Raw genomic sequence first — 13613 nt, 5'->3', positions numbered from 1 at the left:
TCAACGCCGTAAGTAAGACCCGAAATCAATATCCCCGGCACTCAAAATCGCCTGCACCCGATTGTGCACGTTGAGTTTGCGCAGGATGGCCGAGACGTGGGCCTTGACCGTGGTTTCGGCGATTTCCAGGGTGTAGGCGATCTGTTTGTTCGACTCGCCCTTGGTCATGCGTTCGAGCACCAGCAATTGCTTGCGGGTCAAGGCCTGGAGCAGTTCCGGCGGGAAGCTCGGGGCATCGTTCATGCGCCTTGAGCCGCATTTTTGCGTGCGGATAATGTCCGGCGGCAAGTAGACATTGCCGTTGAGGATTTGCTGGATGGCTTCGGTCATCTGCACCCGTGGCGAGGATTTGGTGATGAAACCCACCGCGCCATAGGTAATGGCTTGCAGCACGACTTGTTTGTCCTGTTCGGCCGAGACGATCACCACCGGAATGGTCGGCGCCTCGTTGCGCAGGTTGATCAGGCCATTGAGGCCGTGCATGCCGGGCATGTTCAGGTCGAGCAGGATCAGGTCCAGGTCGTCGTGTTCCTGAGTCAGCGCCAGGGCGCTGTCCAGGTCAGCGGTTTCCATCACCTCGCTGCCTGGAAAACCATCGCTGATGACGTTGTGAATGGCTTCGCGAAACAGCGGGTGATCGTCGGCAATCAGAATTTTGTACATAGCCTTTCACCTCATTATTTTGATTAGGGTGTGGCAACAACACGCACACGTAAAGGTCAGGGAAAGGGCTCGGGCTGGGCCGGCGTCACGGGCAGGTTGGCGGCCTGCCAGGCGTCCAGGCCGTCGCGATACCAGTACAGCGTCTTATAGCCCAAGGCGGCGGCGCGTTTCACGGCGTTCCAGCTCAGCCAGCAATCGGAGCGGCAATAGAAGGCCAGCGGTTGCGCGAGATCGCCATCGGTCAATGTGATCAGCTTACGCGCAAAGTAGTCTTGCCAGTCGGGCGTCAGGTCACCGTCGCCGGTATTGGCCAGCCAATGGCTGCCGGGCAGGTTTTCGTGGGGCTGGTCCTCGATGAAGCGTCCTTGCAGCCATTGCCGGCGGTAGACGTCGATCAGCACCGGACGGGGCGTCTGGGTCAGCAGGGTTTGCAGGGCCGCGGTATCGATGATGCCGGCGCCCTGTACGTGATTCGGGGTCGGGCTGCGGTAGAGGCCGATGCGATAGCCGTCGGCGGAGAACAGCGGTGTTTCGGCCTGCGCGGCACCCAGCAACAGGCTCATCGATAGCGCAGCGAGGGAAGGGCGCAGAAGACGACGTCGGGCACGCGGCATGGGGTTCAATCCTTATAGTTATGAACCCATTACATGCCAGTCTCGGTGCGTTGGGAATGCGACGATAGGCAGGTAAAGCAGTACTAAAGTAGTAATTTCACCCTGTTCAACACAAATCCCCTGTGGGAGCGAGCCTGCTCGCGAAGAGGCCATCACATCCAGCATTGATGTCGACTGACACTCCGCTTCGCGAGCAGGCTCGCTCCCACAGTGAACTGTGTTGTTAGCTGGTTTTGCGCAGGGCGGCGTGTTGCGGGTTAAAGGTGAACACGGCGAGCAGCGCGAATACCAGCGTCAGCCCGATGCACACCGCCAGCGCCAACGGATTGAAGCGTTCATACAGGGCAAACCGCACCAGTTCCACCGCATGGGTGAACGGGTTCAGCGCGCACAACCAGTACAGCCACTCGCTGGACTCGCGCATCTTCCACAGCGGATACAGCGCCGAGGACAGGAAAAACAGCGGGAAGATCACGAAATTCATCACCCCGGCGAAGTTCTCCAGCTGACGGATGGCGTTGGACAGTAACAAACCCAGTGCGCTGAGCATCAATGCCACCAGCAACAATGCCGGCAAGGCGATCAACAGCCCCATGGCCGGTGGTTGCACACCGTACACCCAGGCAATCGCCAGGAAGGCATACACCTGCAGCAGCGAGATCAGCGAGGTGGCCAACAACTTGCTGCACAACAGGAAAGTGCGGGGCAGGGGGCTGGTCAGCAGCACGCGCATGCTGCCCATTTCCCGGTCGTAGACCATCGACAGCGAACCTTGCATGCCGTTGAACAGCAGGATCATGCAGGCCAGCCCGGGGATGATGTAGACCTCATAGGGAATGTAGGTGTCGTAGGGCTCGATGATCGCGATCCCGAGTGCCGCGCGAAAACCGGCGGCGAACACCAACAACCACAGCAACGGCCGCACCAGCGCGCTAAGAAACCGCGTGCGCTGCAACACAAAGCGCAGCCATTCGCGCAGCACGATACCGCTGAAACATTGCCAGTAGGCATTCATTGGGCCGCTCCCGATGTCGTCAGGCGGGTGAAGGCTGACCCGAGGTCGCCGCCATGTTCCTGGCTCAAAGTATCCGCCTGCCCGCTGGCCACCAGGCGTCCTTGATGAAGAATCAGCAAGTCATCGCTCGGCTGCACTTCATCCAGCAAATGGGTGGTCCAGAGCACGCTGAGGTGCTGCTCGCGGCACAAACTGCGAATGTGCTGATTGAGCGCCAGCCGACTGGCCGGGTCGAGGCCGACGCTGGCCTCGTCGAGCAGCAGCAGGCGCGGTTCATGCAGCAACGCGCGAGCGATTTCCACCCGGCGACGGTGGCCGCCATTGAGTTCGCGGACCCGCTCGCGACGGCGTTCAGTCAGGGACTGGCGGGCCAGTTCGGCGTCGACCCGGATTCCGGTCTGACGCCGGGACATCCCATGCAGCGCGGCGTGATAACGCAGGTTTTGTTCAACGCTGAGGTCCAGGTCCAGCGTGCTTTGCTGAAACACCACACCCAGTTGCTTGAGCGCCGGACGCGCCGCGTCACGCAGCGAACAACCGCCGACGCGGATGTCACCGCGCTGCACATCGTAGAGCCGAGTGAGCAGGGCGATCAGCGTCGATTTACCCGCGCCGTTCGGCCCAAGCAGCGCCGCGAAACGCCCGGGTGCCAGGCTGAAACTCACCTGACGCAACGCCTCGCGCGCGCCATAGGCGAAGCTCAGCTTACTGACTTCCAGTGCGTTCATGGCGTGACCACCACGCCCCACGGATAGCGCCCGACCTTCACCGATTTGGTGACCTTGAAGCTGTCGACATCAATCACCGACACGTCGCCGCTGACACCGTTGGTGGCCAGTAACTGCTTCTGATCCGGGGTAAATGACATCTGCCAGACGCGCCGGCCGACCAGCAGGTAATCAAGCACTTCAAAGGTTTTGGCATCGACCACTGCGACATGATTGGCCGGGCCGAGGGCGACGAAACCGTACTTGCCGTCGGCGCTGAGTTTGATGCCCACCGGTTGAACCTTGTCCGGGTGCACGCCCTTGATCTGGAAGGTCAGGGTCTTGAGGATCTTGCGGGTGGCGACGTCGAGAATCGTCACCGTGCCGCCGATTTCCGCCGAAGCCCAGAGCTTCGAGCCATCGGGCGTGAATTCGACGAAGCGCGGCCGCTGATCCACCAGGGTGCTGTCGGCCAGCGTCTGGGTGCTAGTGTCGATCCAGTGCAGCATGTTGCTGGTTTCGCTGGTGTTCACCGCCCACTTGCCGTCGGGGCTGACGGCCATGCCTTCAGGTTCGACGCCGACGTTGATCTGGCTCAGCACCTTGGAGGTTTCGGTGTCGATCACCGTCACCAGCGCATCGTCTTCGTTGGAAACGTACAGCCAGCGATTGTTGGGGTGCAGGGCGAACTGCTCAGGATCTTTGCCCGAGGGCAGCTCCTTGATGATCTTGCGCGTGGCGACGTCCATCACCTGGACCCGGTCCGAGTCACTGGCGCAGATGTACAGCAGCTTATTGTCGTGGGACAGCAGCAGACCGCGTGGGCGCTGGCCGACGGGCAGGGTATCGGTGACTTGCAAGGTCTGCAGGTCGATCAGGCTCAGGCTGTTGTCCTTTTCATTGGAAACCCAGGCGGTGCTGGCCGCGGCGTGCCCGGCGGCAAGCAGCAGGGCCCAGAAAAGCAGGGAGCGGCAGAGCAGGGTGCGGCGCATGGCGGATTCCTTTTATTGTCATTGTTGTGGAGGTGGGATCAGGGAAAGCTGCAGCTGACCTCGGGCTTGTCGTAGCCCAGGCTGTCCATCTCGTTAAAGGGATGCAGAAAACCGTCCTGCGGCGAAGTGCTGACCAGAGCCCGGGGCTGGACGATGGGAATGGGTTGGCGCAACTGGCCGTTCCACGGCCGATAACTGAGCTTGCGACCCTTGAAACCGTCCAGCGGCAATTGATCACTGGTTTCAAGCGTACGGATCGCCATCGGATCGGTCTGACGCAACTTGCTCACCGCACTGGCGATGCTGCGCACGGCGATCCACGCGGCGAAATCCCGGTCGTTTATCCAGCGCCCGGCGAGGGCTTCGAAGCGTTTCTGCAACTGGGCGGCGCCGTAGGTTTCCACGGTTTTGTGCCAGCCCACCGGGGTCAGGCCCTGAGTGCCGGCGACCGGCCGTGGGTACCAGGTCTGGTAGGGCACGTATTCGCCGAAATCACCGCGTTCATCCGCCACCAGCACCACGTCGTACTCGGCAGTCTGGGTGAACAGCGGCATGTCGGCCTGGGCGCTGCGACGCTGATCGTTGTCAAAGCTCCAGGCTTTTTCCGCCACCAGTTTCAAGCCGAAACGTTTGGCGGCGCGGCGCAGGGCGGCGGCATAGGCTTGATCGTCCGGAGTCGGGCCGACGATCAGCAGCGCCCGTTGCCATTTGCGCACCACCAGAAACTGCGCCAGCGCATCGGCGAGCATCGCCCGACTCGGCAGGCTGTGCAGCACATTCGGCAGGCAATCGGTGTTGCGCAGGCTGTCATCGGGACTGCCGGCATTGAACAGCAAGCTGTCGGGCAGCACGGCGCTGAGCCGGCGCAGGCTCTGCGCCGGTGCATTCACCACAAACAGGCGCAGACCTTGTTCATGCTGGGCCTTGGCCGCTTCGACCAGGGCATCTGGATTGTCGACGTTGGCGCTGACCAGGCTGTAGCTCTGGTTGAGGAAACGCCCGGTGCTGTTGCTGTCAGTGATCGCCAATTCGGCGCCACGCAGCCCGGCATCAACCGGTTCGGGAATGACATTCGACAGCAACGGGCCCGGGTCGGGGCGATAGCCCAGGTAGCCGATTTTCACCTGCAACGGCGCGTCGGCAGCCTGGCTCTGGGTCGCCAGCCCGGCGGCGCAGGCAATCGCCAACAGGTAGATCAGGGCGTAAGGGGCAAGCTGGCGCATAGGGCACTCCATTACAGGTAGCGCCAGCATAGGAAGCCTGCGAGGCAGAAGGAAATATGCAGAAAGTACCAGTGAGCCAGTACCAAGGTAGTAACTCGCCCGGGGCGGCGCGGTTTTTGCGATCCGCGGCTGTATTTGCGTGTGCGCCACAAGCCCTACTACCAAGGAACTAGACGGCGGACACCAAAGCAGCATGGGGCTTGCGCGAAGCCCTTCCTAAGATGGGTGCCATAGCCTCTTCAAAGAGGTTTTGCGTGCAATCAAGAGGGCATAACAATGACAACAAAACGCAACGCCTTACTCGTTGCCGGACTGCTGGCCGGTTTTATCAGCGCAGGTTCCGTCTGGGCTCACGGCGACGTGGTACCTCAGGCTGTCGCCACCCCGGGCCTGACCCCGATCAAGGACGCCGGCGTACAGGTTGATGGCGATGGGTGGGCGGCGGTGAACCCGTATCGCACCTCCCCGGAGCACGACAAGGCCGTGGAAATCGGCTCTTCGGCCTACAACCAGAACTGCGCAGCCTGTCATGGCCTGGAAGCCAAATCCGGCGGCATCGCCCCCGATCTGCGCATGCTGGATGTCGCCGAAGCGGGTGATGAATGGTTCGTCGAACGTGTGCGCAACGGTGCCGTGCGTGACGGTCGGGTCTACATGCCGAAGATGGCCGACTACCTGAGCCAGGAAGCGTTGTGGGCGGTGCGCACTTACCTGGACAGCGTTCACGTCGAGGAGTAATCCATGCGCCTGCTCGCTGTGTTGATCAGCGCTGTGTTGCTGTACTGCCAGGCAGTGCAGGCGCAGGTCCGAACCTATGACGAAATGATTGCCGCCGGGGAGCTGAAAGTGGCGGTCTACAAGGACTTCGCCCCCTACAGTTTTGAAGACGCCGGCCAGGCCCGTGGCGTTGATGTCGAACTCGCCGAGGCGTTGGCCACGGCCCTTGGCGTGCGCCTGACGTTGATGTGGGCGCCCGCCGGCGAGAAGCTCGATGACGACCTGCGCGATTACATCTGGCGTGCCAGTCAGTTGCACGATCTGCAACTGGCCGACCTGATGATGCGCGTGCCGTATGATCGCGATTACGCGCAGAAACGCAATGAACTGGGTGAGTTGGAAAATGGCCATGTGGTGATGTTCGGGCCGTACCAGAACGAACAATGGCAGGTCGCCTACGACCGTCGGCGGCTGGACAAGGTGGGCAGCGTCGCCGTGTTCGAACACCACCCGATCGGCGTCGAAGTCGACAGTGTGCCGTCGTTCTACCTGACCTCGGTATTCAGCGGCATGCTCGCCGGCAAAACCCATCACTACCCCGGCGTGGCACAGGCTTTCGCGGCCATGAAGGCCGGTGAAGTCGACGCGGTGATGGCCATGCGCGGCGAGATCGACTGGCAAGTGCATGAAGCGGCGGACCCGCAAGTGGCGCTGGCGGAAAACGCCTACCCGAACATGGGCAAGCAGCTCTGGGAGATCGGTATGGCGGTGCATGAAAGCAACCGTCAGTTGGCCTATGCAGTGGAAGAGGCGCTGGAAACCTTGATCCGCGAGGGCGCCGTCAAAACCATTTATGGCCACTACGGCCTGCGCTATGACGTGCCCGAGATGTATCAATAGTGAACTGGCGAGCGAGTTGTCTGTTGGCCTGCTGGTTACCCATCGCCGCGCACGCCGTGGACATCGACCCGGGCAAAGACCCGGTGCCCTCGGTGATGTGGGACTTCTATCACAAGCAGATGCTCGGCGATGCGCCGTTCGTGTTCGACGACCGGGTCAAGCTGTTGGCGCCGCCGTTCGCCGAAGACGCCCGGCAAGTGCCGCTGGAGATCGACGCCCGGGCGTTCAAGGGCGAGGTGGTGAAAATCCTCGCCTGGGCCGAACTCAACCCCTTACCGAAAATCGTCGATTTCCAGCCGCTCGATCGCGTACTGCCCTGGCTGTCGATCCGTATCCGCATTGAGCAAGCCACGCCGTTGCGTGCGGCGGTGCTGACCCGCGACGGCCTCTGGCATGTCGGCTCGACCCTGATCGATGCGGCGGGCGGCGGTTGCACGGCGCCGAGTGTGGTGCGCACCCAGCCAGGTTGGGAGGACCACATCGGCGAAGTGCTGGGCGGTCGTTATCCCCGTGGCGAGTTCAGTCGCGTGCGGCTGCAGGTGGCGCATCCGATGGACAACGGCATGGTCAGCGGCATCCCGGAATTCTTCATCAACCATGCGGAGTTGCGGGACCAAAACGATCATCTGTTGGCCCGTCTTGAGCTGTTTCCCGCCGTCAGCGAAAACCCCAACCTGGCCTTTGACATCGAAGGAGCAGGGCAGACGCGCCTGTTATTGCGCGACAACAGCGGCAATCAATTCGATGCGGCCATACCCTGACCCAAAGGAGCGCGTGATGCGCTGGATGCTGCTGTTGTTTGTAAGCCTGAGCCTGCCGGCCCTCGCCGATCTCGAGTACTCACTCAAGCCCCGGCAAATCGCCGAAGACACCTGGCTGCTGGAAGGCAGCACTGACAATTTCGCCAAGGCCAACGGCGGCAACATCGTCAATACCGCGTTCGTCGTCACCGAGCGCGGCGTGGTGGTGATCGATACCGGGCCGTCGAAACGCTACGGCGAAGCGATGCGCAAGGCGATTGCCGCGACCACCGATAAACCGGTGATAGAGGTGCTGCTGACCCATCATCATCCTGATCATGTGCTCGGCAACCAGGCCTTTAGTGACGTGCCGATCGGCGCGCTGGCCGGCACCGCCGAGCTGTTGCATCAGCAGGGCGATGCCATGGCCGAGAATATGTATCGACTGGTGGGTGACTGGATGCGCGGCACCGAAGTGGTGTTGCCGACCGAAACGCTGACGCCCGGCGTGCGAAGTTTTGGGGATCACGATTTTCGTCTGCTGGGCCTGGGTGGGCACACTGGCGCTGATCTGGCTATTCTCGACCAGAAAACCGGCGTGTTGTTTGCCGGGGATCTGGTGTTTTATAAACGGGCGCTGACCACACCCAACAGTCCGGGGCTGTCGGTGTGGCTGGCGGACATTGCCACCCTTCAAGGCCTGCCGTGGACGCTGATAGTGCCCGGCCATGGACCGGTGGCCAGCGATCCACAACCGTTCGAGCAAATGCGTGACTACCTGAGCTGGCTCGATCAGCTCATGCGCGATGGCGCCGCCAATGGCCGCGACATGGCCGAGATGATCCGCAGCCCCATTCCCGAGCGTTTCGCGGGCATCAGCCTCAGTCGTTACGAGCTGATCCGCAGCGTCAGCCATTTGTATCCGCGTTACGAACGCGCACAGATGACCCGTGTCGATTCCACCGCAAACAAGTGAACAACACAGGTCCTTGTGGGAGCGAGCCTGCTCGCGAAGAGGCCCTCACATCCACTATTGATGTCGCCTGGCACATCGCCTTCGCGAGCAGGCTCGCTCCCACAGGGGACCTAAGGCGATCAGGAAATCCGGTGTTCATCTTTTCCGACCCGGTACTAAGGAACTAGCAATCTCAGCACTGCGGGCAATTGTTCCAGGGGCGGCGGCGCCCAAGAATCTGCACCAGACCGGGAAAATTTCCCGGGTATAACAAAAACCGCAGAGGTAGCCGTCATGACCCAACCCGCACGTCGCCAACCCTTCGTCTTGAGTGTGCTGCTCAGTGCCATGCTGTTGTCTGGCTCGGCATTGGCCGGCGTCACTGATCAAGACATCCTCCAGGACCCCAAGAACCCGGAGCAGATCGTCACCAACGGTCTGGGCGTCCAGGGTCAACGCTACAGCCCGCTGGACACCCTCAACGTCAACAACGTGAAAGACTTGCGGCCGGTCTGGGCGTTCTCCTTCGGCGGTGAAAAACAACGCGGTCAGCAAGCACAGCCGATGATCAAGGACGGCGTCATGTACATGACCGGTTCCTACTCGCGGGTGTTTGCGGTGGATGCGCGCACCGGCAAAAAACTCTGGCAATACGATGCGCGCCTGCCCGATGACATCCGTCCCTGCTGCGACGTGATCAACCGTGGTGTCGCGCTGTACGGCGACCTGGTGTTCTTCGGCACCCTCGACGCCAAGCTCGTGGCCCTGAACAAGGACACCGGCAAAGTCGTCTGGAGCAAGAAAGTCGCCGACCACAAGGAAGGCTATTCGATCAGTGCCGCGCCATTGGTGATCAACGGCAAACTGATTACCGGCGTGGCCGGTGGCGAGTTCGGCGTGGTCGGCAAGATCGAAGCCTACGACCCGAAAAACGGCAACCTGCTGTGGAGCCGGCCCACTGTCGAAGGCCACATGGGCTACACCTACAAGGATGGCAAAGCGGTAGAGAACGGCATCTCCGGCGGCGAAGCCGGCAAGACCTGGCCCGGCGATCTGTGGAAAACCGGCGGCGCGGCCCCTTGGCTTGGCGGTTACTACGACCCGGAAACCAATCTGCTGCTGTTCGGCACCGGCAACCCGGCGCCGTGGAACTCGCACCTGCGCCCGGGCGACAACCTCTATTCGTCGTCGCGCCTGGCGCTCAACCCGGACGACGGCACCATCAAATGGCACTTCCAGAGCACGCCTCACGACGGCTGGGATTATGACGGCGTGAACGAGCTGGTCTCGTTCAACTACACCGAAGGCGGCAAAGAGATCAAAGCCGCCGCGACCGCTGACCGTAATGGCTTCTTCTACGTGCTGGACCGCACCAATGGCAAGTTCATTCGCGGCTTCCCGTTCGTGGACAAAATCACCTGGGCCACCGGCCTGGATAAAGAGGGCCGGCCGATTTACAACGAGGCCAGCCGTCCTGGCGCACCGGGCATCGAAGCCAAAGGCAGTTCTGTGTTCGTAGCCCCGGCATTCCTCGGCGCGAAAAACTGGATGCCGATGGCTTACAACAAGGACACCGGGCTGTTCTACGTGCCGTCCAACGAGTGGGGCATGGACATCTGGAACGAAGGCATCGCCTACAAAAAAGGCGCGGCGTTCCTCGGTGCCGGTTTCACCATCAAACCGTTGAATGAAGACTACATCGGCGTCCTGCGCGCCATCGACCCAAAGACCGGCAAGGAAGTCTGGCGCCACAAGAACTTCGCACCGCTGTGGGGCGGAGTGCTGACCACCAAAGGCAACCTGGTGTTCACCGGTACGCCGGAAGGTTTCCTGCAGGCATTCAACGCCAAGACCGGCGAGAAAGTCTGGGAATTCCAGACTGGCTCCGGCGTACTCGGCTCGCCTGTGACCTGGGAAATGGACGGCGAGCAGTACGTCTCGGTCCTCTCCGGCTGGGGTGGTGCTGTTCCGCTGTGGGGCGGCGAAGTGGCCAAGCGCGTCAAGGACTTCAACCAGGGCGGCATGCTCTGGACCTTCAAGCTGCCTAAAGACCTGGTGGTGGCCAAGCACTAACCCTGAGTCCACCGCATAACCCTGTGGGATTTGTGCAAAACCTACGACCAAATAACGAGAGTCCCCCTGCCAACGGCGCATTCGTCTGACGCGCGGGGCTCTCTACTATCGGTTCATCGCCTGTTTGCCCGACAGGTATCGACCCAGACAGAGGCCCACCATGATCTACGCACAACCTGGAACACCCGGCGCCATCGTTACGTTCAAAGCGCGCTACGGCAACTTCATTGGCGGCGAGTTCGTCGCCCCGGTCAATGGCGAATATTTCACCAACACCTCGCCGGTCACCGGTGAAGTGATCGCCGAGTTCCCTCGGTCCAGCGCCGCCGACATCGAAAAAGCCCTCGATGCCGCCCATGCCGCCGCCGATGCCTGGGGCAAAACCTCGGCGCAAGACCGCTCCCTGGTGCTGCTGAAAATTGCCGACCGCATCGAGCAGAATCTGGAAATCCTCGCCGTCACCGAAACCTGGGACAACGGCAAAGCCGTGCGCGAGACCCTGAACGCCGACGTGCCGCTGGCCGCCGACCATTTCCGTTACTTCGCCGGGTGCATCCGCGCTCAAGAGGGCGGGGCCGCCGAGATCAACGAGTTGACGACGGCCTATCACTTCCACGAGCCATTGGGCGTGGTCGGGCAGATCATTCCGTGGAACTTCCCGCTGCTGATGGCCGCGTGGAAACTCGCCCCGGCCCTGGCTGCCGGCAACTGCGTGGTACTCAAGCCCGCCGAGCAGACGCCGCTGTCGATCATGGTCTTCGCCGAACTGATCGCCGATTTGCTGCCAGCCGGTGTGCTAAACATCGTCCAGGGTTTCGGTCGCGAAGCGGGTGAGGCGCTGGCCACCAGCAAGCGCATCGCCAAGATCGCCTTCACCGGTTCGACTCCGATTGGCGCGCACATCATGAAATGCGCGGCCGAAAACATCATTCCGAGTACAGTCGAATTGGGCGGCAAGTCGCCGAACATTTTCTTCGAAGACATCATGCAAGCCGAACCGCAGTTCATCGAGAAGGCCGCCGAAGGTTTGGTGCTGGCGTTCTTCAACCAGGGCGAAGTCTGCACCTGTCCGTCCCGGGCCCTGGTTCAGGAATCGATCTACGACGACTTCATGAAAGTGGTGATGAAGAAAATCGTCAAGATCAAGCGCGGCGACCCGCTGGACACCGAAACCATGGTCGGCGCCCAGGCGTCCGAGCAGCAATACGACAAGATCCTCTCGTACCTGAAAATTGCCCAGGAGGAGGGCGCCGAGCTGCTCACCGGCGGCGCGGCCGAGCGCCTCGAAGGCGACCTGTCCAGCGGCTATTACATCCAGCCGACGCTGCTCAAGGGCCACAACAAGATGCGCGTATTCCAGGAAGAAATCTTCGGCCCGGTGGTGGGTATCACCACCTTCAAGGACGAAGCCGAAGCCCTGGCGATTGCCAACGACAGCGAGTTCGGCCTCGGTGCCGGCCTGTGGACCCGCGACATCAACCGCGCCTACCGCATGGGCCGGGCGATCAAGGCCGGGCGTGTCTGGACCAACTGCTACCACCTGTACCCGGCCCACGCCGCGTTCGGTGGCTACAAGAAATCCGGTGTCGGCCGTGAAAACCACAAGATGATGCTCGACCATTATCAGCAGACCAAAAACCTGCTGGTGAGCTACGACATCAATCCGATGGGGTTCTTCTGATTTAGCAAGCACAACACAACCCCCTGTGGGAGCGAGCCTGCTCGCGAAGGCGGCCTGACAATCAACATCAATGTTGAATGTGCTGGCCTCTTCGCGAGCAGGCTCGCTCCCACATTGGTTTCTGGATGGTCTTGAACATCGCGCAAACACCCCCTACCAATGCACGCCGCCACCTCGTTCGAAAGTAGCATTCGGGCACCTGGCACCCCGTGCATTAATGGCTTTACCGGAATCGTCCGGCACAACAAGAAGAGGATTGACCCATGTGGACTAAACCCGCGTTTACCGATCTGCGCATTGGCTTCGAAGTGACGATGTATTTCGCCAACCGCTGACTGTTCACCCGGCCAGCTGTTGCGTTGGCCGGGCCTGCCTTCTGGAGCATTGCTCATGCACATTCGCGTTCTCGGATCCGCCGCTGGCGGCGGTTTTCCGCAATGGAATTGCAACTGCCGCCAGTGCGCCGCGATGCGCAATGGCAGCCTGCGGGCGCAACGGCGCACACAGTCCTCGATTGCCCTGAGCGACAACGGTGTGGATTGGGTGCTGTGCAATGCTTCACCGGACATTCGCGCGCAACTCGAGAGTTTCGCGCCGCTGCAACCGGCGCGCCGGGTGCGTGATACCGCGATCGTCGGCGTCGTCCTGCTGGACAGCCAGATCGACCATTGCACCGGCCTGTTGAGCCTGCGCGAAGGCTGCCCGCATTCGGTCTGGTGCACCGAACGCGTTCATGAAGACCTGAGCAGCGGCTTCCCCTTGTTCACCATGCTCAAGCATTGGAATGGCGGGTTGCAGTGGCAACCGGTCGGGCTGGACTGCGAGCTGTTCGGCATCGCGGCCTGCGAACACCTGCAATTTCGTGCGATCCCCCTGGTGAGCAACGCACCGCCGTACTCGCCCAATCGCGGCAATCCGCAGCCGGGCGACACCATCGGGTTGTTTATCGAAGACCGACGCACCGGCGCCTCACTGTTCTATGCGCCAGGCCTGGGTCAAATCGACGACGAAGTCATGAGCTGGATGCAACGCGCCGATTGCCTGTTGCTGGACGGCACCTTGTGGCGCGACGACGAGATGCGAGTCTGCGAGGTCGGCCAGAACCTGGGCAGTGAAATGGGTCACCTGTCGCAAAGCGGCCCTGGTGGCATGCTCGAAATCCTTGAAGGCTTCACCCGCCAGCGCAAGGTGCTGATCCATATCAACAACACCAACCCGATCCTCGACGAAGACTCGGCCGAGCGGGCGCTGCTGGAGCGGCGCGGGATCGAAGTGGCCTATGACGGCATGAGTATTGTGCTGTAGCGGATGGCCCCTTCGCGAGCAGGCTCGC

At 61.4% G+C, this 13613-nt stretch carries 14 protein-coding genes; 8 read left to right on the top strand and 6 right to left on the bottom strand.

Translation table 11 applies throughout. The features are described 5' to 3' along the window. The 6 genes from ACYZTX_RS18470 to ACYZTX_RS18445 all read right to left on the bottom strand — a co-directional run bounded on the left by ACYZTX_RS18470 (window position 1) and on the right by ACYZTX_RS18445 (window position 5214). The gene (locus ACYZTX_RS18470) at window positions 1–663 is read right to left on the bottom strand and encodes a response regulator transcription factor (RefSeq protein WP_140894404.1); all 663 of its coding nucleotides are present in this window, start codon (window positions 661–663) and stop codon (window positions 1–3) included. 56 nt (window positions 664–719) lie between these two features. Continuing rightward, window positions 720–1277, bottom strand: coding sequence for a PQQ-dependent catabolism-associated CXXCW motif protein (locus ACYZTX_RS18465; RefSeq protein WP_462035287.1), 558 nt, complete (start codon window positions 1275–1277; stop codon window positions 720–722). Between the two features lie 223 nt (window positions 1278–1500). Continuing rightward, entirely contained in the window at window positions 1501–2292 is a 792-nt protein-coding gene (locus tag ACYZTX_RS18460; RefSeq protein WP_462035285.1) for an ABC transporter permease, read from the bottom strand. Then, window positions 2289–3020, bottom strand: coding sequence for an ABC transporter ATP-binding protein (locus ACYZTX_RS18455; protein ID WP_462035284.1), 732 nt, complete (start codon window positions 3018–3020; stop codon window positions 2289–2291). Before ACYZTX_RS18455 ends, ACYZTX_RS18460 begins: the two co-directional genes overlap by 4 nt. Continuing rightward, window positions 3017–3991: a YVTN family beta-propeller repeat protein gene (locus ACYZTX_RS18450; protein ID WP_462035283.1), complete on the bottom strand. Its 975-nt coding sequence runs from the start codon at window positions 3989–3991 to the stop codon at window positions 3017–3019. Before ACYZTX_RS18450 ends, ACYZTX_RS18455 begins: the two co-directional genes overlap by 4 nt. A 38-nt stretch (window positions 3992–4029) precedes the next feature. Next, window positions 4030–5214 (bottom strand): ABC transporter substrate-binding protein, encoded by a 1185-nt coding sequence (locus ACYZTX_RS18445; RefSeq protein ID WP_462035282.1) that lies wholly within the window; start codon window positions 5212–5214, stop codon window positions 4030–4032. Between the two features lie 276 nt (window positions 5215–5490). Here ACYZTX_RS18445 and pedF point away from each other — a divergent pair, with 276 nt between their 5' ends. From pedF to pqqB, 8 genes are all read left to right on the top strand, one after another. After that, on the top strand, window positions 5491–5952 hold the full coding sequence (pedF, locus tag ACYZTX_RS18440) for a cytochrome c-550 PedF (RefSeq protein ID WP_462035281.1): 462 nt from the start codon (window positions 5491–5493) through the stop codon (window positions 5950–5952). Window positions 5953–5955: 3 nt separating this feature from the next. Beyond that, window positions 5956–6831, top strand: a complete 876-nt coding sequence (locus ACYZTX_RS18435) for a substrate-binding periplasmic protein (RefSeq protein ID WP_462035280.1) — start codon at window positions 5956–5958, stop codon at window positions 6829–6831. Beyond that, window positions 6831–7592, top strand: coding sequence for a quinoprotein dehydrogenase-associated SoxYZ-like carrier (locus tag ACYZTX_RS18430; protein ID WP_462035279.1), 762 nt, complete (start codon window positions 6831–6833; stop codon window positions 7590–7592). The genes ACYZTX_RS18435 and ACYZTX_RS18430 overlap by 1 nt, the downstream gene beginning before the upstream one ends. 16 nt (window positions 7593–7608) lie before the next feature. After that, window positions 7609–8547, top strand: coding sequence for a quinoprotein relay system zinc metallohydrolase 1 (locus ACYZTX_RS18425; RefSeq protein WP_462035278.1), 939 nt, complete (start codon window positions 7609–7611; stop codon window positions 8545–8547). A 273-nt stretch (window positions 8548–8820) separates the two neighbouring features. Continuing rightward, window positions 8821–10599, top strand: coding sequence for a PQQ-dependent methanol/ethanol family dehydrogenase (locus ACYZTX_RS18420; RefSeq protein WP_462035277.1), 1779 nt, complete (start codon window positions 8821–8823; stop codon window positions 10597–10599). Window positions 10600–10759: 160 nt separating this feature from the next. After that, window positions 10760–12280 carry an acetaldehyde dehydrogenase ExaC gene (exaC, locus tag ACYZTX_RS18415; RefSeq protein WP_462035276.1) on the top strand — a complete coding sequence of 507 codons (1521 nt, stop codon included), beginning with the start codon at window positions 10760–10762 and terminating at the stop codon, window positions 12278–12280. A 263-nt stretch (window positions 12281–12543) separates the two neighbouring features. After that, window positions 12544–12615 carry a pyrroloquinoline quinone precursor peptide PqqA gene (pqqA, locus tag ACYZTX_RS18410; RefSeq protein ID WP_003253598.1) on the top strand — a complete coding sequence of 24 codons (72 nt, stop codon included), beginning with the start codon at window positions 12544–12546 and terminating at the stop codon, window positions 12613–12615. A 55-nt stretch (window positions 12616–12670) separates the two neighbouring features. Next, window positions 12671–13585: a pyrroloquinoline quinone biosynthesis protein PqqB gene (gene pqqB, locus ACYZTX_RS18405; RefSeq protein WP_462035275.1), complete on the top strand. Its 915-nt coding sequence runs from the start codon at window positions 12671–12673 to the stop codon at window positions 13583–13585. Window positions 13586–13613 lie beyond the last annotated feature (28 nt).

The sequence above is a fragment of the Pseudomonas sp. MDT1-17 genome (assembly GCF_054898105.1).
Note: the sequence above shows the minus strand (reverse complement) of the source record. Positions and strands in the feature narration are given on the sequence as shown.

What these genes read in the sequence shown, in the direction of transcription:
- ACYZTX_RS18450 (WP_462035283.1), bottom strand. Translation starts at nt 3,991, where the DNA reads ATGCGCCGCACCCTGCTCTGCCGCTCCCTGCTTTTCTGGGCCCTGCTG.
- ACYZTX_RS18420 (WP_462035277.1), top strand. Translation starts at nt 8,821, where the DNA reads ATGACCCAACCCGCACGTCGCCAACCCTTCGTCTTGAGTGTGCTGCTC.
- ACYZTX_RS18470 (WP_140894404.1), bottom strand. Translation starts at nt 663, where the DNA reads ATGTACAAAATTCTGATTGCCGACGATCACCCGCTGTTTCGCGAAGCC.
- pedF (WP_462035281.1), top strand. Translation starts at nt 5,491, where the DNA reads ATGACAACAAAACGCAACGCCTTACTCGTTGCCGGACTGCTGGCCGGT.
- ACYZTX_RS18465 (WP_462035287.1), bottom strand. Translation starts at nt 1,277, where the DNA reads ATGCCGCGTGCCCGACGTCGTCTTCTGCGCCCTTCCCTCGCTGCGCTA.
- pqqB (WP_462035275.1), top strand. Translation starts at nt 12,671, where the DNA reads ATGCACATTCGCGTTCTCGGATCCGCCGCTGGCGGCGGTTTTCCGCAA.
- ACYZTX_RS18445 (WP_462035282.1), bottom strand. Translation starts at nt 5,214, where the DNA reads ATGCGCCAGCTTGCCCCTTACGCCCTGATCTACCTGTTGGCGATTGCC.
- exaC (WP_462035276.1), top strand. Translation starts at nt 10,760, where the DNA reads ATGATCTACGCACAACCTGGAACACCCGGCGCCATCGTTACGTTCAAA.
- ACYZTX_RS18455 (WP_462035284.1), bottom strand. Translation starts at nt 3,020, where the DNA reads ATGAACGCACTGGAAGTCAGTAAGCTGAGCTTCGCCTATGGCGCGCGC.
- ACYZTX_RS18460 (WP_462035285.1), bottom strand. Translation starts at nt 2,292, where the DNA reads ATGAATGCCTACTGGCAATGTTTCAGCGGTATCGTGCTGCGCGAATGG.
- ACYZTX_RS18435 (WP_462035280.1), top strand. Translation starts at nt 5,956, where the DNA reads ATGCGCCTGCTCGCTGTGTTGATCAGCGCTGTGTTGCTGTACTGCCAG.
- ACYZTX_RS18425 (WP_462035278.1), top strand. Translation starts at nt 7,609, where the DNA reads ATGCGCTGGATGCTGCTGTTGTTTGTAAGCCTGAGCCTGCCGGCCCTC.